Source organism: Leclercia sp. S52, assembly GCF_039727615.1.
Classification (GTDB): Bacteria; Pseudomonadota; Gammaproteobacteria; order Enterobacterales; family Enterobacteriaceae; genus Enterobacter; species Enterobacter adecarboxylatus_B.
On sequence record NZ_CP152474.1, the window covers coordinates 1,824,185 to 1,845,055 of the forward strand.

Here is a 20,871-nt window from a genome sequence, read left to right on the forward strand (position 1 = left end):
ATTGCGTGAACGAAACCCTGACCGGGTAAAGGTAAATATAAGCATAGAAAAATGAGTGGCGCTAATGGCTGGTGATAATTAGAATCGCCCCCCATGAAAACAGAGACTCCAGCCGTAAAAATGGTTGCCATCACCGAAGATGAAGCGGGGCAACGCATTGACAACTTTTTGCGCACCCAACTGAAGGGTGTGCCAAAGAGCATGATTTATCGCATCCTGCGAAAGGGTGAGGTGCGGGTAAATAAAAAGCGCATCAAACCTGAATACAAACTTGAAGCGGGTGATGAAGTGCGCATCCCGCCAGTGCGCGTCGCCGAACGTGAAGAAGAGGCGGTGTCGCCGCATCTGAATAAGGTCGCCGCGCTGACGAATGTGATTTTATATGAAGACGATCATATTCTGGTGCTCAACAAACCCTCTGGTACAGCCGTACATGGCGGCAGCGGGTTGAGCTTCGGGGTGATTGAAGGTTTGCGCGCGCTGCGCCCGGAAGCCCGCTTCCTTGAGCTGGTACATCGCCTAGACCGCGACACCTCCGGCGTTCTGCTGGTCGCCAAAAAGCGTTCGGCGCTGCGTTCGCTGCATGAGCAGCTGCGCGAGAAAGGGATGCAGAAGGATTATCTCGCGCTGGTGCGCGGACAGTGGCAGTCCCATGTCAAAGTGGTGCAGGCGCCGCTGCTGAAAAACATTCTGCAAAGCGGTGAGCGTATCGTTCGCGTAAGCCAGGAAGGTAAACCGTCTGAAACCCGGTTTAAGGTGGAAGAGCGTTACGAATTTGCCACCCTCGTGCGCTGCAGCCCGGTGACCGGACGAACCCACCAGATCCGCGTTCACACGCAGCATGCGGGCCATCCTATCGCCTTTGACGATCGCTATGGCGATCGCGAGTTTGATAAACAGCTGGCCGGAACGGGCTTATCGCGTCTGTTCCTGCATGCCGCCGCGCTGAAGTTTACCCACCCGGGTACTGGCGAGGTGATGCGTATCGAAGCCCCGCTGGACGAGCAGCTGAAGCGCTGTCTGAAAGTTCTGCGCGGTTAATTGCCCGGCGGCGCTGCGCTTGCACGGGCCTACGAACGTGTAGGCCGGGTAAGCGCAGCGCCACCCGGCATAAATTACGCCATCAGCGGGTTATAATGCTCCCGGCGCAGCATCTGGCACAGCGCAATCAGCGGTAATCCCACCAGCGTGTTCGGGTCGCGCCCGTCCAGCCTGTCAAACAATGCAATTCCCAGCCCCTCGCTTTTAAAGCTGCCCGCGCAGTTTAGCGGCCGCTCTTTTCGCACGTAGTCGTCAATTTCCTGCTCGCTGAGATGGCGGAAGTGCACGTCAAAGGGCTCGCATTCGGTCTGTAAATGGCCCGTAGACGAATTATAAAGGGCCAGGCCGGTGTAGAAGGTGACGATACTGCCGCGCGCTTTCAGCAGCTGCTGGCGGGCGTTCTCTTCGGTGTGCGGTTTACCGGTAATCATTCCATCCAGGACGCAAACCTGATCGGAACCTATAATTAGATGGTCAGGAAATCGCGCTGCCAGACTTTTCGCCTTTTCCTGAGCCAGACGGACCACCAGATGGCGTGGCGATTCACCGGGCTGTGGGGTTTCATCCACGTTCGGCGCGGCGCATTCGAAGGGGACGCCCAGCTTTTCCAGCAACACGCGGCGGTAGGGTGACGTGGAGGCGAGAATGAGATTTGGCATATTTTTTTCACCAGATATAGCGTATCGATGCCAGCCATTTTAAACTACGGGCCGCAATGTGTGCGAATAAATGGCAAAAGGCAGCCTGAGGTTGCCTTTTTCTTTGACTCTATGACGTTACAAAGTTAATATGCGCGCCCTATGCAAAAGGTAAAATTACCCCTGACTCTTGATCCGGTTCGTACGGCTCAAAAACGCCTTGATTACGAAGGTATCTATACTCGTGATCAGGCTGAGCGTGTCGCCGAATCCGTAGTCAGTGTGGACAGTGATGTGGAATGCTCCATGTCGTTTGAGATCGATCCCCAGCGCCTCGCCGTTATTACCGGTGATGCAAAGGTGTCGGTCACGCTCGAATGTCAGCGTTGCGGGAAACCGTTCCCACTTCATGTTCACACAACATATTGTTTTAGTCCGGTTCGTTCAGACGAACAGGCTGAAGCACTCCCGGAAGCGTATGAGCCGATTGAGGTTAACGAATTCGGTGAAATCGATCTGCTGGCGCTGGTTGAAGATGAAATCATCCTCACCTTGCCTGTAGTTCCGGTGCATGATTCTGAACACTGTGAAGTGTCCGAGGCGGACATGGTCTTTGGGGAACTGCCTGATGAAGCGCAAAAACCAAACCCATTTGCCGTATTAGCCAGTTTAAAGCGTAAGTAATTAAGGAGTAAGGTCCATGGCCGTACAACAGAATAAACCAACCCGTTCCAAACGTGGCATGCGTCGTTCCCATGACGCGCTGACCGCAGTTACCAGCCTGTCTGTAGACAAGACTTCTGGTGAGAAACACCTGCGTCACCACATCACTGCTGACGGTTTCTACCGCGGCCGCAAGGTTATCACTAAGTAATCACGCGTTTGCGTGATTAGGCTTAGTGAGGGTTTCCCCGTGCAAACGGGGATATACCGAACCAGGCTGCGACGATACCTTGACACGTCTAACCCTGGCGTTAGATGTCATGGGGGGGCGATTTTGGCCCTTCCGTGACAGTGCCTGCAGCATTGCAGGCACTGAACTCTAATTCGCAACTCACTCTCCTTTTAGTCGGCAATCCCGACACAATCACGCCATTACTTGCAAAAGCTGACTTCGAACAACGTTCACGTCTGCAGATTATTCCTGCCCAGTCAGTTATTGCCAGTGATGTCCGGGCCTCACAGGCGATCCGCAGCAGTCGCGGAAGCTCAATGCGCATTGCGCTGGAGCTGGTAAAAGAAGGGCGCGCGCAGGCGTGCGTCAGCGCCGGCAATACCGGCGCGCTGATGGGGCTGGCAAAATTACTGCTCAAACCCCTTGAGGGGATTGAGCGCCCGGCGCTGGTGACGGTACTGCCGCATCAGCAGAAGGGCAAAACGGTGGTGCTGGATTTAGGTGCCAACGTCGACTGCGACAGTGTTATGCTGGCGCAGTTTGCCGTCATGGGCTCGGTGCTGGCAGAGGAAGTGGTGGGTATTTCTCATCCCCGCGTTGCTTTACTGAATATTGGTGAGGAAGAGACCAAAGGTCTCGACAGCATCCGTGAGGCGGCCGAGCGGCTAAAAAACGAGCCATCCATCAACTATATTGGATATCTCGAAGCCAACGAATTATTGACCGGAAAAACGGATGTACTGGTGTGTGACGGGTTTACAGGAAACGTTACATTAAAAACCATGGAAGGGGTGGTGAGAATGTTTCTTTCTCTGCTTAAATCGCAGGGAGAGGGTAAAAAACGGTCATGGTGGCTGATTTTATTAAAGCGTTGGTTACAAAAGAGCCTGGCGCGGCGATTCAGTCACCTCAACCCCGACCAGTATAATGGCGCCTGTCTGTTAGGATTGCGCGGCATTGTGATTAAGAGTCACGGTGCGGCCAATCAGCGAGCGTTTGCCGTCGCGATTGAACAGGCAGTGCAGGCGGTGCAGCGACAAGTCCCACAGCGGATTGCCGCTCGCCTGGGATCTGTATTAGCAAAAAGTGACTGAGCGTACATGTATACGAAGATTTTAGGTACCGGCAGCTATCTGCCAAAGCAAGTGCGAACCAACGCCGATCTGGAAAAAATGGTAGATACGTCTGACGAGTGGATCGTCACGCGTACAGGTATCCGCGAACGTCGTATTGCCGCGCCAGATGAAACAGTTTCCACCATGGGCTATGAAGCTGCCCAGCGCGCGCTGGAAATGGCGGGTGTCGATAAAAACGACATTGGCCTGATTATCGTTGCGACGACCTCTGCGACCCATGCCTTCCCAAGCGCTGCGTGCCAGGTTCAGAACATGCTGGGCATTAAAGGCTGCCCGGCGTTTGACGTTGCTGCTGCGTGCGCAGGCTTTACCTATGCACTGAGCATTGCCGATCAATACGTGAAATCTGGCGCTGTTAAAAATGCGCTGGTGATCGGTGCTGACGTGCTGGCGCGTACCTGCGATCCTACCGATCGCGGAACGATCATTATTTTTGGTGATGGTGCAGGGGCTGTCCTGTTAGGACAATCTGAAGAGCCGGGCATCATCTCGACGCATCTGCATGCAGACGGTAGCTATGGCGAACTGTTGACGCTGCCAAACGCCGATCGTGTTAACCCGGACAATGGCATCTACCTGACCATGGCCGGTAACGAAGTCTTCAAAGTGGCGGTAACCGAGCTGGCGCACATCGTTGACGAGACGCTGGAAGCGAACAATCTGGAGCGTTCCGCCCTCGACTGGCTGGTGCCGCATCAGGCGAACCTGCGTATTATCAGCGCCACGGCGAAAAAACTCGGCATGTCTATGGATAACGTTGTGGTGACGCTGGATCGTCATGGCAACACGTCTGCAGCATCCGTGCCCTGCGCGTTTGACGAAGCGGTGCGCGATGGACGAATTCAACGAGGCCAACTGGTCTTGCTCGAAGCCTTCGGGGGCGGTTTCACCTGGGGTTCTGCGCTGGTTCGTTTCTAGTATAAGGATAAAAAAATGACGCAATTTGCTTTTGTATTCCCCGGCCAGGGTTCCCAGGCCGTTGGAATGTTGTCCGGCTTAGCGGAGCAGTATCCGGTCATCGAAGAGACCTTCCGTGAAGCATCGGATGCCCTGGGCTACGATCTTTGGGCGCTGACCCAGCAAGGGCCTGCTGAAGAGCTGAATAAAACCTGGCAGACCCAGCCTGCACTGCTGACCGCATCGGTCGCACTGTGGCGCGTATGGCAGCAGCAGGGCGGCAAAACGCCAGCGCTGCTGGCCGGTCACAGCCTGGGCGAATACTCTGCACTGGTTTGCGCCGGGGTGATTGCGTTTGCTGATGCCGTGCGTCTGGTTGAACTGCGCGGCAAATTTATGCAGGAAGCGGTGCCGGAAGGCACGGGCGGCATGTCGGCCATTATTGGTCTGGATGATGCTTCCATTGCCAAAGCCTGTGAAGAATCTGCAGAAGGTCAGGTCGTTTCTCCAGTAAACTTCAACTCGCCGGGCCAGGTGGTTATCGCCGGTCATAAAGAAGCGGTTGAACGTGCAGGCGCAGCCTGTAAAGCTGCTGGCGCCAAACGTGCGCTGCCGCTGCCGGTGAGCGTGCCGTCACACTGCGCGCTGATGAAGCCTGCTGCCGAGAAGCTGGCGGTAGAGCTGGAAAAAATCACCTTCAACGCACCGACTATTGCGGTGGTGAATAACGTTGATGTGCAGTGTGAAACCGCGCCAGAGGCTATCCGCCATGCGCTGGTACGCCAGCTGTACAGCCCGGTTCAGTGGACGAAAACCGTTGAGTTTATGGCATCCCAGGGCGTTGAGCACCTGTATGAAGTGGGCCCGGGTAAAGTCCTCACCGGTCTGACCAAACGTATTGTTGATACCCTGACCGCGTCGGCCATTAATGAGCCGGAAGCACTGTCAGCGGCACTCGCGCAGTAAGAAGAGGAATACCATGAGTTTTGAAGGAAAAATCGCACTGGTCACTGGTGCAAGCCGCGGTATTGGCCGTGCTATCGCTGAAACCCTCGTCGCGCGCGGCGCGAAAGTGATCGGCACCGCGACCAGCGAAAGCGGCGCGCAGGCCATCAGTGAGTACCTGGGTGCGAACGGTAAAGGTCTGATGTTGAATGTGACCGATCCTGCATCTATCGAATCTGTTCTGGGAAATATTCGCGCAGAATTTGGCGAAGTGGATATTCTGGTCAATAATGCCGGAATCACTCGCGACAACTTATTGATGCGAATGAAAGATGACGAGTGGAGCGATATTCTCGAAACCAACCTGTCATCTGTGTTCCGTCTGTCAAAAGCGGTAATGCGAGCTATGATGAAGAAGCGTCATGGGCGTATTATCACTATCGGTTCTGTGGTTGGTACCATGGGAAATGCTGGTCAGGCTAACTACGCTGCGGCGAAAGCAGGTCTGATCGGTTTCAGTAAGTCGCTGGCACGCGAAGTTGCGTCCCGCGGGATTACTGTAAACGTTGTTGCTCCGGGCTTTATTGAAACGGACATGACGCGTGCGCTGACCGATGAGCAGCGTGCGGGTACGCTGGCGGCAGTTCCAGCGGGTCGTTTAGGCGACCCTAAAGAAATCGCCAGCGCGGTTGCATTTTTAGCCTCTGACGAAGCGAGTTACATCACTGGTGAAACTCTCCACGTCAATGGCGGGATGTATATGGTTTAATCACGATAGAAAATATTTGCGTTATTAGGGCGAATGGCCTCAAAATAACGTAAAATCGTGGTAAGACCTGCCGGGATTTAGTTGCAAATTTTTCAACATTTTATACACTACGAAAACCATCGCGAAAGCGAGTTTTGATAGGAAATTTAAGAGTATGAGCACTATCGAAGAACGCGTTAAGAAAATTATCGGCGAACAGCTGGGCGTTAAGCAGGAAGAAGTTGTGAACTCCGCTTCCTTCGTTGAAGACCTGGGCGCAGATTCTCTTGACACCGTTGAGCTGGTAATGGCTCTGGAAGAAGAGTTTGATACTGAGATTCCGGACGAAGAAGCTGAGAAAATCACCACCGTTCAGGCTGCCATTGATTACATCAACGGTCACCAGGCGTAAGTGAGCATCTCCAGGCGGTCATTCGACCGCCTGTGTTTTTTTCTTTTGTAGTCCCTCGATTTTCTTTTTTTATCCCTCCCTGGAGGACAAGCGTGTCTAAGCGTCGTGTAGTTGTGACCGGACTTGGCATGTTATCTCCTGTCGGCAATACCGTAGAGTCTACCTGGAACGCTCTCCTTGCCGGTCAGAGTGGCATCAGCCTAATCGACCATTTCGATACTAGCGCCTATGCAACGAAATTTGCTGGCTTAGTAAAGGATTTTAACTGTGAAGAGATCATCTCGCGCAAAGAACAGCGCAAGATGGATGCCTTCATTCAATATGGAATTGTCGCTGGCGTTCAGGCCATGCAGGATTCTGGCCTTGAAATTACGGAAGAGAACGCAACCCGTATTGGCGCCGCTATTGGCTCCGGGATTGGCGGTCTTGGCCTGATCGAGGAAAACCATACCTCTCTGGTAAATGGTGGTCCACGTAAAATTAGCCCGTTCTTCGTTCCGTCAACGATTGTTAACATGGTGGCAGGTCACCTGACCATCATGTTTGGCCTGCGTGGCCCAAGCATCTCGATTGCCACTGCCTGTACGTCCGGTGTGCATAACATCGGCCAGGCGGCGCGTATTATCGCCTATGGCGATGCCGATGCGATGGTTGCAGGCGGTGCAGAAAAAGCCAGCACCCCACTGGGTGTAGGCGGCTTCGGCGCAGCGCGTGCTCTCTCTACCCGCAACGAAAATCCTCAGGCGGCAAGCCGTCCGTGGGATAAAGACCGTGATGGTTTTGTGCTGGGTGACGGTGCGGGTATGGTCGTGCTGGAAGAGTACGAGCATGCGAAGAAACGCGGCGCGAAAATCTATGCAGAGATCATTGGTTTCGGCATGAGCAGCGACGCTTACCACATGACCTCTCCGCCGGAAGACGGGGCAGGTGCTGCGCTGGCAATGGTTAACGCGATCCGCGATGCGGGTATCGAACCGGGCCAGATTGGCTATGTGAACGCGCACGGTACTTCCACGCCAGCAGGCGATAAAGCTGAAGCGCAGGCCGTGAAGTCTGTGTTTGGCGATGCATCCCGCCGCGTGATGGTCAGCTCGACCAAATCCATGACCGGCCACCTGTTGGGTGCGGCGGGTGCAGTAGAATCAATCTACTCCATCCTTGCGCTGCGCGATCAGGCTGTTCCGCCGACTATCAACCTGGATAATCCGGATGATGGTTGCGATCTGGACTTCGTTCCGCACGAAGCACGTCAGGTCAGCGGTCTGGAGTACACCCTGTGTAACTCCTTCGGCTTTGGCGGCACCAACGGCTCTCTGATCTTTAAAAAGGTCTGAGGCTGACAGTCGGGACGGTCTATCGCCTTCCCGGCACATTGATAAAAAAAGGTCCGCTTGTCGGGCCTTTTTTTATTCGGTTTTATTCCCTTGTCCGCGGCTCGCCTTCCTGCCAGACTATTCGACCATTTAAAAGGAGCCATCATGTTCTTGATCAATGGCATACCCCAGGAAACGCTGCCAGCGAGCGACAGGGCTATTCAGTTTGGTGACGGCTGCTTCACGACGGCACGCATTGCTGCGGGCCAGGTCTGTCTGCTGGATGCCCATCTGCAACGCTTGCAGAACGCCTGTGAAAAACTGCTTATCCCCTATGTGGCATGGGCCGAGTTAAAGCGTGAAATGGTTGAGCTCGCCCGGGGGGAATGACCGTGGCGTGCTGAAGGTCATTATCAGCCGGGGAAGCGGCGGCAGAGGATACAGCGCGGCGAACTGCCTGCATCCGGTTCGACTTCTCTCGGTGTCGGCGTATCCCGCTCATTATGATGGCTGGCGTCGTGAGGGGATTGCGCTGGCCTTAAGCCCGGTACGTCTGGGACGTAACCCGCAGCTGGCCGGGATAAAACATCTCAACCGGCTTGAACAGGTGCTGATCCGCACGCATCTCGAACAGACCGATGCCGACGAGGCGCTGGTTCTTGACAGCGAAGGGTTCATTACGGAATGCTGTGCGGCGAATTTATTCTGGCGACAGGGGAGGGACGTTTTCACCCCAAAACTGGATCAGGCAGGCGTCAACGGTCTGATGCGCCAGTTTTGTCTGCAGCAGCTGGCACACTCCGGCTATCACGTGGTCGAAGTGCAGGCCCGCGAGGCTGCGCTGGCTGAGGCAGACGAGATGCTGGTCTGCAATGCGCTTATGCCCATCGTGCCGGTTCGTCAGTATGATTCTCAACGTTTTTCATCGCGTGAGTTGTACGCATTTTTAGCCCCTCTGTGTGAGCAAAGCAGATAGTCATGAAGAAAATGTTGCGCTTTATTCTCCTCATCCTTGTCGTGCTGGGCATTGCTGCTGGCGTGGGGATGTGGAAAGTTCGCCAGCTGGCGGGCAGTCAAATTCTGATCGCCGAAGAGACGATCTTTACTCTGAAACCGGGCACCGGACGGCTGGCGCTGGGCGAGCAGCTGTATGGTGAGAAGATCATTAACCGCCCACGGGTGTTCCAGTGGTTATTACGTGTGCAGCCGGAGCTGTCGCATTTCAAGGCGGGTACCTACCGCTTTACGCCGGGGATGACCGTTAAAGAGATGCTGCAGCTGCTTGAAAGCGGTAAAGAGGCCCAGTTCCCGCTGCGTTTCGTGGAAGGGATGCGCCTGAGCGACTACCTGAAACAGCTCCGCGAAGCCCCTTATATCAAACACACCCTGCAGGACGACAGCTATGCCACCGTCGCTGAGGCCCTGAAGTTTGAGCATCCCAAGTGGGTCGAAGGCTGGTTCTGGCCGGATACCTGGATGTACACCGCAGGTACCACGGATGTGGCGTTGCTACAACGCGCGCATAAAAAGATGGTTGAGGCGGTGGATAAAGCCTGGGAAGGGCGGATGGAGAACCTGCCGTATAAAGATCAGAACCAGTTTGTCACCATGGCCTCGATTGTCGAGAAAGAGACGGCAGTCGCCAGTGAGCGGGATCAGGTCGCCTCGGTATTTATCAATCGCCTGCGCATCGGCATGCGTCTGCAGACCGATCCGACCGTGATTTACGGGATGGGTGAGAACTATAAGGGCAAAATTTCGCGTAAAGACCTGGAAACCCCAACCGATTATAATACCTATGTCATTAGCGGTTTACCCCCGGGGCCGATTGCCACGCCGGGTCAGGCATCGTTGAATGCCGCCGCGCATCCGGCTAAAACGCCGTATCTCTATTTCGTCGCAGACGGAAAGGGTGGACATACTTTTAACACCAATCTTGCCAGTCATAATCGTTCCGTCCAGGACTATCTGAAGGCACTTAAGGAAAAAAATGCGCAGTAATTACATCGTCATTGAGGGGCTGGAAGGCGCCGGGAAAACGACCGCACGTGACGTGGTGGTCGAGACGCTCAAACAGTGTGGTATCGAAGAGATGATCTTCACCCGCGAACCGGGCGGCACCCAGCTGGCTGAAAAACTGCGCAGCCTGGTCCTGGACATTAAATCGGTCGGGGATGAAGTCATTACCGATAAAGCCGAAGTGATGATGTTCTATGCCGCACGCGTCCAGCTGGTTGAAACCGTTATTAAACCTGCGCTGGCGCGAGGATGCTGGGTGATTGGCGATCGCCACGATCTCTCTACCCAGGCGTACCAGGGCGGCGGACGCGGTATTGACCAGCGGATGCTCGGCACGCTGCGCGATGCGGTTCTCGGTGATTTCCGTCCGAACCTGACGCTCTATCTCGACGTGACGCCGGAAGTGGGCCTGAAACGCGCCCGCGCCCGCGGCGAACTGGATCGTATCGAGCAGGAGTCGCTGGACTTCTTTAACCGTACCCGTGCCCGTTACCTTGAGCTGGCCGCCCAGGACAGTTCGATCCGCACCATCAATGCAACCCAACCGCTGGAGGATGTGATGAATGACATTCGCCAGACGGTCATCGACTGGCTGAAGGAACAACAGGCATGAAATGGTACCCATGGTTGCGCCCGCACTTTGAACAGCTGGTGAACAGCTATCAGTCCGGTCGGGGGCATCATGCGTTACTGATCCAGTCGCTGCCGGGCATGGGCGATGAGGCGCTGATCTACGCCATCAGCCGTTTTCTGATGTGCCAGCAGCCGCAGGGGCACAAAAGCTGCGGTCAGTGCCGCAGCTGTCAGCTGATGCAGGCGGAAACGCACCCGGACTATTACGCGCTGGAGCCGGAGAAGGGCAAGACCACGCTGGGCATCGATGCGGTGCGCGCGGTGAGCGAAAAGCTTTACGAGCGCGCGCGGCTTGGCGGGGCCAAAGTGGTCTGGTTGAAGGATGCCGCCCAGCTTACCGAGGCCGCGGCCAACGCGCTGTTAAAAACCCTCGAAGAGCCGCCGGAAAATACCTGGTTCCTGATGGCCTGCCGCGAACCGGGACGGCTGCTGGCGACCCTGCGTAGCCGTTGTCGTCTCCACCATCTCAGCGTGCCGCAGGAGGCCTGGGCCATCAGCTGGCTGGCACGGGAAGTGACAACGTCACAAGAGGCGGCGCTGAGCGCGCTACGTCTGTGTGGTGGGGCACCGGCCGCGGCGCTGGATCTGCTGCAGCCCAACGTCCAGACGCAACGGGAACAACTCTGTCAGGCGCTTAATGCGGTGCCGGACAGCGGCGACTGGCTGAGCCTGCTGCCGGTCCTGAACCATGAGCAGGCGCCCAATCGTCTGCACTGGCTGGCAGCCCTGCTGCTGGATGCCCTTAAAATTCAGCAGGGAGCGACCCTGCTCAGCAATGTCGATGCCTGGCCGTTGGTTAATCGCCTGGCACAACACCTGCCGGGTGTGGCATTGCGGGCTATCCTTCATGATGTCTGCCAGTGTCGCGAACAACTACTCAGCGTAACGGGGCTGAATCGGGAGCTTGTCCTTACCGACCTGTTACTCACTATCGAGCATTACCTGCAACCGGGCACGACGCTGCCTGTATCCTCTTTCTGAGAGACACATTATGTTTTTAGTCGACTCACACTGCCATCTCGATGGCCTGGATTATCAATCCCTGCATAAAAACGTCGATGACGTGCTGGCAAAAGCCGCCGCCCGCGATGTGAAATTTTGTCTGGCGGTCGCCACGACGTTACCTGGCTACAAAACCATGCGCGAGCTGGTGGGGGTGCGCGACAACGTCGTGTTCTCCTGCGGCGTGCATCCGCTCAACCAGGATGAAGCGTACGACGTCGAAGATCTACGCCGTCTGGCGGCGGAAGAGGGTGTGGTGGCGATGGGGGAAACCGGGCTGGATTATTTCTACACCCCGGAAACCAAAGCCCGCCAGCAGGAATCTTTCCGCGACCATATCCGTATTGGCCGGGAGCTGAATAAACCCGTGATCGTTCATACCCGCGACGCGCGCGCCGATACACTGGCGATCCTGAAAGAAGAAAACGTGACGGATTGCGGCGGCGTACTACACTGTTTCACAGAAGACAGAGAAACAGCGGGCAAGCTGCTGGATATGGGTTTTTATATCTCGTTTTCCGGGATCGTGACGTTCCGTAACGCCGAGCAGCTTCGTGATGCCGCGCGCTACGTGCCGCTCGATCGTCTGCTGGTGGAAACAGATTCCCCTTATCTGGCACCGGTACCGCATCGTGGTAAAGAAAATCAGCCCGCGATGGTACGGGATGTGGCCGAGTACATGGCCGTATTAAAAGGCGTCGATGTTGAAGAACTGGCACGCATTACCACCGACAACTTTGCCAGCCTGTTTCACATCGATCCCTCCCGCCTGCAATCTGCCTGATTAATCTATTTTTTTATGGCTCGTAATTAATAGCCAAAACGAGTAAAGTTCACCGCCCATGTGGGGGCGGTGAAGACCTTTTTAGAAACATCTGGCAATTTGTTTTGTAAAAATCTGAAAGTTTTTCAGCTGCCCTGCGCTGAAACGTGATAGCCGTCAAACAAAGATACGCGGATTTATTTTACTCTGTGTAATAAATAAAGGGCGCTTAGATGTCCTGTCCACGGCACGGTTCTCCCCCCCGGGCCAATGCGTGAAAACGTAAAAAAAGCACAAATACTCAGGAGCACTCTCAATTATGTTTAAGAATGCATTTGCTAACCTGCAGAAGGTCGGTAAATCGCTGATGCTGCCGGTATCCGTACTGCCTATCGCAGGTATCCTGCTGGGCGTCGGTTCTGCAAACTTCAGCTGGCTGCCAGCCGTAGTTTCTCATGTGATGGCCGAAGCGGGCGGTTCTGTCTTCGGTAACATGCCACTGATCTTCGCCATCGGCGTTGCGCTTGGCTTCACCAATAACGACGGCGTATCTGCACTGGCCTCTGTAGTTGCCTACGGCATCATGGTTAAAACCATGGCTGTGGTTGCACCTCTGGTGCTGCACTTACCACCGGAAGAGATCGCTGCTAAACACCTGGCTGACACCGGTGTTCTGGGCGGTATCATCTCGGGTGCTATTGCGGCGTATATGTTTAACCGCTTCTATCGCATCAAGCTCCCTGAGTACCTGGGCTTCTTTGCAGGTAAGCGTTTTGTTCCAATCATCTCTGGTCTGGCGGCGATCTTCACGGGTGTGATCCTCTCCTTCATCTGGCCACCGATTGGTTCCGCGATCCAGACCTTCTCCCAGTGGGCTGCTTACCAGAACCCGGTACTGGCGTTCGGTATCTATGGCTTCATCGAGCGTTGCCTGGTGCCGTTTGGTCTGCACCATATCTGGAACGTTCCTTTCCAGATGCAGATCGGCGAGTTCACCAACGCAGCAGGTCAGGTCTTCCACGGCGATATCCCACGCTATATGGCAGGCGACCCAACTGCAGGCAAACTGTCTGGCGGCTTCCTGTTCAAAATGTACGGCCTGCCGGCTGCTGCGATTGCAATCTGGCACTCTGCTAAACCAGAGAACCGTGCAAAAGTGGGCGGTATCATGATCTCCGCAGCGCTGACCTCGTTCCTGACCGGTATCACCGAGCCGATCGAGTTCTCCTTCATGTTCGTTGCGCCGATCCTGTACGTTATTCACGCGATTCTGGCTGGCCTGGCGTTCCCAATCTGTATCCTGCTGGGTATGCGTGACGGGACTTCCTTCTCGCACGGTCTGATCGACTTTATCGTTCTGTCAGGTAACAGCAGCAAGCTGTGGCTGTTCCCAATCGTGGGTGCGTGCTACGCGGTTGCGTACTACACCATCTTCCGCGTGCTGATCAAAGCACTGGACCTGAAAACTCCGGGTCGTGAAGATGCATCTGATGACGTTAAAGCTGGCGCGACCAGCGAAATGGCTCCGGCACTGGTTGCAGCGTTCGGTGGTAAAGAGAACATCACTAACCTGGACGCGTGTATCACTCGTCTGCGTGTGAGCGTTGCTGATATCGCGAAAGTTGACCAGCCGGGTCTGAAAAAACTGGGCGCAGCTGGCGTAGTTGTTGCAGGTTCCGGTGTACAGGCTATCTTCGGTACTAAATCCGATAACCTGAAAACCGAAATGGATGAGTACATCCGCAGCAACTAAGTTGTGACCTGGGGAGACTAAGGCAGCCGAATGGCTGCCTTTTTTATATCTATGGTTTGTGAAATGCCGGGTGGCGGCTGCGCCTTACCCTGCCTACAAAAGCTCAGACCGTAGGCCGGGTAAGCGTAGCGCCACCCGGCACAAAAAAGGGAGCCATTTGGCTCCCTTAGACGTCTGATGATTTATCAGAACTGATAGCTTGCGGTCACGCTCACGTTGCGTGGTTCGCCATACACGATTTCGCCTTCAACGTTGGTGTCGTAAGTCTTATCGAAGAGGTTATTCAGATTGCCCTGCAGGGAGAAGTTCTTCGTCACCTGGTAACGGGTGAAGAGGTCCACCAGCGCGTAGCTGCCCTGCGATGCGCGCCAGGTGCCGTAAGGCGTGTCCTGGTAGGTGTAGACGCTGTTTTGCCAGTTAACGCCGCCACCGACGGTCAGCTCAGGCATGGCCGGCAGACGGTAGCTGGTAAACAGTTTTACGGTAGTACGCGGCAGCTGCGGGTTCACCGCCTTGCCGTCGTTATCTTCGGCAACGTAACGCGTTGCACCGAAGGTCATCTGCCAGTTATCCGTCAGCGCGCCGTTGATTTCAAACTCAACGCCTTTACTCACGGTACCGTCTACGCTCTCGTAAGCCGTATCCGTGGACCCCTGAATCGTCCGGCCGGTGCTTTGTCCCAGGTTATCCTGCTCAATGCGGAATACGGAGAGGGTGGTGGTCAGACGGCTGTTCATCCAGTCGGATTTAAGGCCCGCTTCATAGTTATTCCCGGTGATCGGATCAAGATATTTGCCCGAGCTGTCGCGGTAGTTCTGCGGCTGGAAGATAGAGGTATAGCTGGCATAGGCAGACCAGTTGTCATTGATGTCGTAAACCAGACCCGCGTACGGCGTGGTGTGGTTTTTCTCCATGCCGTAGGCCAGGGTGTCAACACTCCAGTTGGTATAACGGGCCCCAAGAATTAAATGCAAAGGATCGGCCAGTGAAATGCGCGTCGCGGCGTACAGCGATTTCATATTGGTGGTGTCATCCTGAGCCAGCGACTGCGATCCCCAGTTGGTTTCCGGGAAGTTACCGTTATAGTCGTAGAAGCTGCCGAACTCATCCGGATAGACGTTGGCCCATGAGTTGGTGTAACGGTTGGTCTGACGACTGAAGCTGCCACCAATCATCATGGTGTGCTGGCGGCCCAGCAGCTCGTAACCACCATCCGCAAACAGATCCACTGCGTCTACTTTACGCTTGCCGCTGTTCCAGCCGGTGCCGCCAATATAATCATAGCCCGGACCATAGTTCGCATAGGGGCCTTCCAGCATGCCGGTGCTCTTATTCACAAAGGCATCGATGTACATCGCTTTGCTGTCGAATTTCGCTTCGGTATGGGTGGCATTCAGGGTGGCCTGCCAGTCGTCGGCAAAGCGCTGCTTCAGGGTGAAGAAGACCTTATTGAACTCTTTGTCGTTGTAAGCCCAGTCGGGTGAGGTGCTGTGCGCGCGATCGTAATGTTTGGTGCTGCCATCGGTGTTCCAGCGCGGCAACCCACCCCACGTCTGGTTGTTGATGTCGATACGCTGGTATTCGTAGCCCGCGGACAACGAAGTGCTGGTGCCCAGATCGGCGTCCAGAATCCCGGAGAAGAAGGTCCGCTTCTGATTGTATTTGTCGAGCCAGGAGTCGCTGTCCTGATAACCCGCCACGATGCGGCTGCGCACATTGCCGTCTTCGGTTAGCGGACTTTGCATGTCCATCACGTAGCGTTGTTTGTTCCAGCTACCGTATTCCGCCGACAGATTGGCCTTGAACTCGCGGCTGGTGGCATGCTTACGCACCATATTGATCGCCGCAGACGGGTTGCCTGTCCCGGTCATCAGGCCGTTAGCGCCGCGCACGACTTCAACCCGCTCAAACAGCGCGGTGTCAGACTGAGAATCACCCAGATTCCAGCGCGACTCAAAGTAGGTTGGGATGCCATCAACCATGTAGTTGTCGATTTCAAAACCGCGGGAGTAGAAATTGCTGCGATCGGAGTCAGTGGTGCTTTTGCTGATCCCCATCGTGCTGTCCATCACGTCGCCCAAGGTCTGCAGCTGTTGGTCTTCCATGCGTTGTTCGCTGACGATCGTGACCGACTGCGGAATGTCACGTTGGATCATCTGCATTTTGGTGCCCACGGTCGTGGTTTTTACGCTGTAGTCCTGGCTTTCATCAGCGGCGTCCGGCTGCGATGAACCATCAACAATCACCGTCTCTTCGGTCGGGGCGGCGAAGCTGGCGACGGGTGTTAATGCGAAAGCAATGCAGGCTGCGAGCAGCGAGGGTTTAGTGACAGGCTGGCGTTGCCCGTCCCTGGTATAATTCATGAAAGACATCAACAAACCTTTCTGAGTGAAGTGTGAATGTTATGCCCCAGTTCCGTAAGCACAGTCTGAGGTCGTTTTCTATGTATAAAATGCGCATGTAAATGCAAATGCGAAATATACGCATTGTGATTAAACCTGTAAACAAGGGTTTCAGCCGTATATGAAATTATGTTTTAAGATTTCAGGGCAGGGCGCGGTGAACGGCTGCGTATAAATTGCGCTATAAGGAAGGAATTCGAGGGATAAGGTTGAAAGAACTGGAGAAAGTCGCTCATACTCTTGAGTCGTATCACATAATTATGCGCCTGCACCGAGCGTGTTGTCTCCGGGCACGTCGCCAGATTAATGAATAAGGAAAACCTCATGGCTGAAGAAACCATTTTCAGTAAAATTATCCGCCGCGAGATCCCGGCGGATATCGTCTATCAGGATGAACTGGTTACCGCTTTCCGCGACATCTCCCCGCAGGCACCGACCCACATCCTTATTATTCCTAATATTCTGATTCCGACGGTAAATGACGTGAAAACTGAGCATGAACTGGCATTAGGCCGTATGCTGACAGTAGCAGCGAAAATTGCTGAGCAGGAAGGCGTGGCCGAGGATGGTTACCGTTTGATCATGAACTGTAACCGCCACGGTGGTCAGGAAGTTTATCATATTCATATGCATCTGCTCGGCGGTCGTCCGCTGGGGCCGATGCTTGCGCATAAAGGTCTTTAAGATGCCCGGTGGACGGATTGCGATGCTGTTGATGATGGTAGTGCTGGCGGGATGTAAATCTCAGCCCGCGATCCCCGTCAATGATGAGCAAACATTAGTGATGGAGTCTTCTGTGCTGGCGGCGGGCATTACCGCTGAAAAACCGTCGCTGACCATCAGCGAAATTCAGCCGTCTGCCTCCTCCACGCTGTTTAATGAAAGACAAGAGTCCGTTACCGTCCATTACCGTTTTTTCTGGTATGACGCCAGAGGCCTGGAAATGCACCCGCTTGAGGCGCCGCGCAGCGTGACTATTCCGGCGAATTCGTCGGTTACGCTCTACGGCAGCGCCAACTATCTGGGTGCCCATAAGGTCAGACTTTATCTCTATCTCTAAGGGGTGATCCTTGATTAAAAATTTCAGTCGTTACGCGCTGGTCACGGCTTTTGCACTGTTCCTTTCGGGATGTATCAACCGTACCGAGCAGCCGCCTGCACCGGTCGAAGAGGTGAAACCTGGCGCACAACAGCCGGTCCAGCCTACACAGCCGGTGCCAACCGTGCCTACCGTGCCGTCCGTACCTGAACAGCCAGGTCCGATCGAGCATCAGGAAGAAACGGCGCAGCCTGCGCCACGTGAACGTCATTACGACTGGAACGGCGCGATGCAGCCGATGGTCGCTAAGATGTTGCAGGCCCAGGGCGTCACCGCGGGCAGCGTGCTGCTGGTGGACAGCGTCAACAACCGTACCAACGGCAGTCTGAACGCCGGGGAAGCCACTGAAACGCTGCGCAATGCGCTGGCGAACAACGGCAAATTTACCCTGGTGTCCGCGCAGCAGCTGGCGGTGGCCAAACAGCAGTTAGGCCTTTCTCCGCAGGACAGCCTGGGCTCGCGCAGTAAAGCTATCGGCATTGCCCGCAACGTAGGGGCGCAGTATGTGCTCTACTCCAGCGCGACCGGCAACGTCAACTCGCCAGCACTGCAAATGCAGCTGATGCTGGTTCAGACAGGTGAAATTATCTGGTCAGGTAAAGGTGCAGTTCAGCAACAGTAAACTGACGCGCGACACGCTGCTGTCGCGCTTTTTCCCGCAGTATCGCCTTGTCGCGCCGCAGACCCACACCGGGTTGAGCGGCGCGAGTTGCATTATTGAGCATGCCGGGCGGCGGCTGGTGCTGCGGCAGTATCACGCCGCGCTGGCCACGCCAGCGCATTTTCGCCGCCAGTACCATGCGCTACGCCATCTTCCCGCCGACATTGCTCCCCAGCCGCATTTTTACAGTCCTGGCTGGATAGCGGTCGATTATCTGCCCGGTGAGATCAAAACCAGGTTACCCGCCGCACCCGCGCTGGCTGCGATGCTGTATCATCTGCATCGACAGCCCCGATTTGGCTGGCGCATCACTCTGGCTCCGCTGCTGGAGCAGTACTGGCTGCAGGCCTCGCCCTCCCGGCGCACACCCCTATGGCTGCGATGGCATAAGCGGCTGCAAAAACGGGGGGGAGCCGCGCCCGCTGCGCCTGGTGCCGCTGCATATGGACGTTCATGCGGGTAATATTGTGCATACCACGAATGGCGTCCGGCTGCTGGACTGGGAATATGCCGGCGACGGCGACGTTGCGCTGGAGCTGGCCAGCGTCTGGACAGAGAGTGACGCCGAGCGTCAGCAGCTGCTCGCCGCCTACGGCGAGATGGCTCAGCTTGAAATGTCCCGGCTGCAACGACAGGTGAAACGCTGGCGCCCCTGGGTGCTGATGCTGATGGCAGGCTGGTTTGAGCTGCGCTGGCAACAATCACAAGACAAACAATTTATTGCGCTGGCCGATGAAATCTGGCGCCAGTTAGAAACAACAGAATAAGAGAGGTTCGTGTGGGTCCGGTCATGTTGGATGTGGAAGGTTATGAGCTGGATGCGGAGGAGCGCGAAATTCTGGCGCATCCGCTGGTGGGTGGCCTGATCCTGTTTACGCGCAATTATCACGATCCGGCGCAGCTACGGGAGCTGGTGCGCCAGATCCGCGAGGCTTCGCATCACCGTCTGGTGGTGGCGGTGGATCAGGAAGGCGGCCGCGTGCAGCGTTTTCGCGACGGCTTTACCCGTCTGCCTGCAGCCCAGTCGTTTGCGGCGTTGCTCGGCCTGGAAGAGGGCGGCAAACTGGCGCAGGAGGCCGGCTGGCTGATGGCCAGCGAGATGATCGCCATGGACATTGATATCAGCTTCGCCCCGGTGCTGGACGTGGGCCATATCAGCGCCGCTATCGGCGAGCGTGCGTACCACGAAGATCCACAGAAAGCGCTGCAGGTGGCGACCCGCTTTATCGACGGGATGCACGAGGCCGGCATGAAAACCACCGGCAAACATTTCCCGGGCCATGGCGCCGTGACGGCGGACTCCCATAAAGAGACTCCGCGCGACCCGCGTCCGCAGGCGGAGATCCGCGCCCGGGATATGTCGATTTTCAAATCGCTCATCACCGACAACAAGCTCGACGCCATCATGCCTGCGCATGTGATCTACACCGATGTCGATCCGCGTCCGGCCAGCGGCTCGCCGCACTGGCTGAAAACCGTCCTGCGTCAGGAGCTGGGCTTTAACGGCGTGATTTTCTCGGACGATTTGTCGATGGAAGGGGCGGCGATCATGGGCAGCTACGCAGAACGCGGTCAGGCATCGCTGGACGCGGGTTGCGATATGATCCTGGTCTGCAATAATCGTAAAGGCGCGGTCAGCGTGTTAGATAACCTGTCGCCGATCAAGGCTGAACGTGTTACACAATTGTATCATAAAGGTTCTTTTAGCCGTCAGGAGCTGCGGGATACAGCACGCTGGAAAACCATGAATGCGCAGCTTGAAGCGCTTCATGAGCGCTGGCAAGCGCATAAAGCGGGGCAGTAACCCCTCCTGGCAAGCGTAGTGTGGCGAGGATACGATGATCATCTATTTGCACGGTTTTGATTCGAACAGTCCCGGTAATCATGAGAAAGTACTGCAGCTGCAGTTTATCGATCCGGATGTGCGGCTGATTAGCTATAGCACGCGTCATCCGAAGCATGATATGCAGCATTTGCTGAAAGAAGTGGACAAAATGCTGCAGCTGAACGTCGATGAGCGTCCGTTGATCTGCGGCGTCGGCCTCGGCGGATACTGGGCGGAGCGCATTGGCTTCCTGTGCGATATTCGCCAGGTGGTCTTCAACCCTAACCTGTTCCCGAACGAGAACATGGAAGGCAAGATCGATCGGCCGGAAGAGTACGTCGATATCGCCACCAAGTGCGTGAGCAACTTTCGCGAGAAGAACCGCGATCGCTGTCTGGTGATCCTCTCCCGCAACGACGAGGCGCTGAACAGCCCGCGCGCCGCAGAGTTGCTGCACCACTACTATGAAATTGTCTGGGATGAAGAGCAGACGCATAAGTTCAAGAATATCGCCCCCCATCTGCAGCGCATCAAAGCGTTCAAGACTTTAGGTTAATTCCTGATTTCACCCAGAGCCCGGCCACCTTAAGTGAGCCGGGCTCTCTTTTTGCTAAGCTTGTGTAAATTTCAGGCGGCAAAACTTGATGCATATCAATTTTGGTATGACCAATGCACCGAACATGTTATTC

At 55.4% G+C, this 20,871-nt stretch carries 20 protein-coding genes and 3 pseudogenes; 21 read left to right on the forward strand and 2 right to left on the reverse strand.

Annotated features, from left to right (window positions below):
• Nucleotides 1-93 precede the first annotated feature (93 nt).
• Nucleotides 94-1,041: a 23S rRNA pseudouridine(955/2504/2580) synthase RluC gene (rluC, locus tag AAHB66_RS08655; protein ID WP_142489075.1), complete on the forward strand. Its 948-nt coding sequence runs from the start codon at nt 94-96 to the stop codon at nt 1,039-1,041.
• Between the two features lie 74 nt (nt 1,042-1,115).
• Here rluC and AAHB66_RS08660 read toward each other — a convergent pair whose 3' ends face one another.
• Nucleotides 1,116-1,700 carry a nucleoside triphosphate pyrophosphatase gene (locus AAHB66_RS08660; RefSeq protein WP_142489076.1) on the reverse strand — a complete coding sequence of 195 codons (585 nt, stop codon included), beginning with the start codon at nt 1,698-1,700 and terminating at the stop codon, nt 1,116-1,118.
• 141 nt (nt 1,701-1,841) lie between these two features.
• On the opposite strand from AAHB66_RS08660, the gene yceD reads away from it, so the two are divergent.
• The 14 genes and pseudogenes from yceD (at nt 1,842) to ptsG (ending at nt 14,195) form a co-directional block, all read left to right on the forward strand.
• Complete coding sequence (gene yceD, locus AAHB66_RS08665) at nt 1,842-2,363, forward strand: 23S rRNA accumulation protein YceD (protein ID WP_142489077.1); 522 nt, start codon at nt 1,842-1,844, stop codon at nt 2,361-2,363.
• Between the two features lie 16 nt (nt 2,364-2,379).
• Entirely contained in the window at nt 2,380-2,553 is a 174-nt protein-coding gene (gene rpmF / locus AAHB66_RS08670; RefSeq protein ID WP_003857964.1) for a 50S ribosomal protein L32, read from the forward strand.
• Nucleotides 2,554-2,632: 79 nt separating this feature from the next.
• A pseudogene (gene plsX / locus AAHB66_RS08675) lies at nt 2,633-3,668 on the forward strand (phosphate acyltransferase PlsX).
• A gap of 6 nt (nt 3,669-3,674) precedes the next feature.
• Entirely contained in the window at nt 3,675-4,628 is a 954-nt protein-coding gene (locus AAHB66_RS08680) for a beta-ketoacyl-ACP synthase III (protein WP_347115897.1), read from the forward strand.
• 15 nt (nt 4,629-4,643) lie between these two features.
• Complete coding sequence (fabD, locus tag AAHB66_RS08685; RefSeq protein ID WP_347115898.1) at nt 4,644-5,573, forward strand: ACP S-malonyltransferase; 930 nt, start codon at nt 4,644-4,646, stop codon at nt 5,571-5,573.
• A 13-nt stretch (nt 5,574-5,586) separates the two neighbouring features.
• Nucleotides 5,587-6,321 carry a 3-oxoacyl-ACP reductase FabG gene (gene fabG / locus AAHB66_RS08690; RefSeq protein ID WP_032617552.1) on the forward strand — a complete coding sequence of 245 codons (735 nt, stop codon included), beginning with the start codon at nt 5,587-5,589 and terminating at the stop codon, nt 6,319-6,321.
• Between the two features lie 154 nt (nt 6,322-6,475).
• Complete coding sequence (gene acpP, locus AAHB66_RS08695; RefSeq protein WP_003857954.1) at nt 6,476-6,712, forward strand: acyl carrier protein; 237 nt, start codon at nt 6,476-6,478, stop codon at nt 6,710-6,712.
• A gap of 92 nt (nt 6,713-6,804) precedes the next feature.
• The gene (gene fabF, locus AAHB66_RS08700) at nt 6,805-8,046 is read left to right on the forward strand and encodes a beta-ketoacyl-ACP synthase II (protein ID WP_347115899.1); all 1,242 of its coding nucleotides are present in this window, start codon (nt 6,805-6,807) and stop codon (nt 8,044-8,046) included.
• Nucleotides 8,047-8,190: 144 nt separating this feature from the next.
• Nucleotides 8,191-9,001: pseudogene (pabC, locus tag AAHB66_RS08705) on the forward strand (aminodeoxychorismate lyase).
• A 2-nt stretch (nt 9,002-9,003) separates the two neighbouring features.
• The gene (yceG, locus tag AAHB66_RS08710; RefSeq protein WP_347115900.1) at nt 9,004-10,026 is read left to right on the forward strand and encodes a cell division protein YceG; all 1,023 of its coding nucleotides are present in this window, start codon (nt 9,004-9,006) and stop codon (nt 10,024-10,026) included.
• Nucleotides 10,016-10,657, forward strand: a complete 642-nt coding sequence (gene tmk, locus AAHB66_RS08715) for a dTMP kinase (RefSeq protein ID WP_347115901.1) — start codon at nt 10,016-10,018, stop codon at nt 10,655-10,657. Before yceG ends, tmk begins: the two co-directional genes overlap by 11 nt.
• Nucleotides 10,654-11,658, forward strand: a complete 1,005-nt coding sequence (gene holB, locus AAHB66_RS08720) for a DNA polymerase III subunit delta' (RefSeq protein ID WP_347115902.1) — start codon at nt 10,654-10,656, stop codon at nt 11,656-11,658. The genes tmk and holB overlap by 4 nt, the downstream gene beginning before the upstream one ends.
• 10 nt (nt 11,659-11,668) lie before the next feature.
• On the forward strand, nt 11,669-12,463 hold the full coding sequence (locus AAHB66_RS08725) for a metal-dependent hydrolase (RefSeq protein ID WP_347115903.1): 795 nt from the start codon (nt 11,669-11,671) through the stop codon (nt 12,461-12,463).
• Between the two features lie 298 nt (nt 12,464-12,761).
• Entirely contained in the window at nt 12,762-14,195 is a 1,434-nt protein-coding gene (gene ptsG, locus AAHB66_RS08730) for a PTS glucose transporter subunit IIBC (protein WP_347115904.1), read from the forward strand.
• A 185-nt stretch (nt 14,196-14,380) separates the two neighbouring features.
• Here the strand turns inward: ptsG and fhuE are convergent, their stop codons facing one another.
• Nucleotides 14,381-16,567: a ferric-rhodotorulic acid/ferric-coprogen receptor FhuE gene (gene fhuE / locus AAHB66_RS08735; protein ID WP_347115905.1), complete on the reverse strand. Its 2,187-nt coding sequence runs from the start codon at nt 16,565-16,567 to the stop codon at nt 14,381-14,383.
• A gap of 354 nt (nt 16,568-16,921) precedes the next feature.
• Here fhuE and hinT point away from each other — a divergent pair, with 354 nt between their 5' ends.
• From hinT to ycfP, 6 genes and pseudogenes are all read left to right on the forward strand, one after another.
• Entirely contained in the window at nt 16,922-17,281 is a 360-nt protein-coding gene (gene hinT, locus AAHB66_RS08740) for a purine nucleoside phosphoramidase (protein WP_146145498.1), read from the forward strand.
• Between the two features lies 1 nt (nt 17,282).
• A complete protein-coding gene (locus tag AAHB66_RS08745) occupies nt 17,283-17,657 on the forward strand; it encodes a YcfL family protein (RefSeq protein ID WP_347115906.1) in 375 nt (124 codons plus the stop codon).
• A gap of 10 nt (nt 17,658-17,667) precedes the next feature.
• The gene (lpoB, locus tag AAHB66_RS08750) at nt 17,668-18,318 is read left to right on the forward strand and encodes a penicillin-binding protein activator LpoB (RefSeq protein ID WP_347115907.1); all 651 of its coding nucleotides are present in this window, start codon (nt 17,668-17,670) and stop codon (nt 18,316-18,318) included.
• A pseudogene (gene thiK, locus AAHB66_RS08755) lies at nt 18,299-19,124 on the forward strand (thiamine kinase). Before lpoB ends, thiK begins: the two are co-directional and overlap by 20 nt.
• Nucleotides 19,125-19,135: 11 nt before the next feature.
• Nucleotides 19,136-20,161, forward strand: a complete 1,026-nt coding sequence (gene nagZ / locus AAHB66_RS08760) for a beta-N-acetylhexosaminidase (RefSeq protein ID WP_347115908.1) — start codon at nt 19,136-19,138, stop codon at nt 20,159-20,161.
• A 34-nt stretch (nt 20,162-20,195) separates the two neighbouring features.
• Nucleotides 20,196-20,738 (forward strand): alpha/beta hydrolase YcfP, encoded by a 543-nt coding sequence (ycfP, locus tag AAHB66_RS08765; RefSeq protein WP_103179108.1) that lies wholly within the window; start codon nt 20,196-20,198, stop codon nt 20,736-20,738.
• The last annotated feature ends 133 nt before the right edge of the window (nt 20,739-20,871 follow it).

Excerpts from the sequence above, each read along its gene's own strand:
- rluC (WP_142489075.1), top strand. The coding sequence starts at position 94 with ATGAAAACAGAGACTCCAGCCGTAAAAATGGTTGCCATCACCGAAGAT.
- AAHB66_RS08660 (WP_142489076.1), bottom strand. The coding sequence starts at position 1,700 with ATGCCAAATCTCATTCTCGCCTCCACGTCACCCTACCGCCGCGTGTTG.
- yceD (WP_142489077.1), top strand. The coding sequence starts at position 1,842 with ATGCAAAAGGTAAAATTACCCCTGACTCTTGATCCGGTTCGTACGGCT.
- rpmF (WP_003857964.1), top strand. The coding sequence starts at position 2,380 with ATGGCCGTACAACAGAATAAACCAACCCGTTCCAAACGTGGCATGCGT.
- AAHB66_RS08680 (WP_347115897.1), top strand. The coding sequence starts at position 3,675 with ATGTATACGAAGATTTTAGGTACCGGCAGCTATCTGCCAAAGCAAGTG.
- fabD (WP_347115898.1), top strand. The coding sequence starts at position 4,644 with ATGACGCAATTTGCTTTTGTATTCCCCGGCCAGGGTTCCCAGGCCGTT.
- fabG (WP_032617552.1), top strand. The coding sequence starts at position 5,587 with ATGAGTTTTGAAGGAAAAATCGCACTGGTCACTGGTGCAAGCCGCGGT.
- acpP (WP_003857954.1), top strand. The coding sequence starts at position 6,476 with ATGAGCACTATCGAAGAACGCGTTAAGAAAATTATCGGCGAACAGCTG.
- yceG (WP_347115900.1), top strand. The coding sequence starts at position 9,004 with ATGAAGAAAATGTTGCGCTTTATTCTCCTCATCCTTGTCGTGCTGGGC.
- tmk (WP_347115901.1), top strand. The coding sequence starts at position 10,016 with ATGCGCAGTAATTACATCGTCATTGAGGGGCTGGAAGGCGCCGGGAAA.
- holB (WP_347115902.1), top strand. The coding sequence starts at position 10,654 with ATGAAATGGTACCCATGGTTGCGCCCGCACTTTGAACAGCTGGTGAAC.
- AAHB66_RS08725 (WP_347115903.1), top strand. The coding sequence starts at position 11,669 with ATGTTTTTAGTCGACTCACACTGCCATCTCGATGGCCTGGATTATCAA.
- ptsG (WP_347115904.1), top strand. The coding sequence starts at position 12,762 with ATGTTTAAGAATGCATTTGCTAACCTGCAGAAGGTCGGTAAATCGCTG.
- fhuE (WP_347115905.1), bottom strand. The coding sequence starts at position 16,567 with ATGTCTTTCATGAATTATACCAGGGACGGGCAACGCCAGCCTGTCACT.
- hinT (WP_146145498.1), top strand. The coding sequence starts at position 16,922 with ATGGCTGAAGAAACCATTTTCAGTAAAATTATCCGCCGCGAGATCCCG.
- AAHB66_RS08745 (WP_347115906.1), top strand. The coding sequence starts at position 17,283 with ATGCCCGGTGGACGGATTGCGATGCTGTTGATGATGGTAGTGCTGGCG.
- ycfP (WP_103179108.1), top strand. The coding sequence starts at position 20,196 with ATGATCATCTATTTGCACGGTTTTGATTCGAACAGTCCCGGTAATCAT.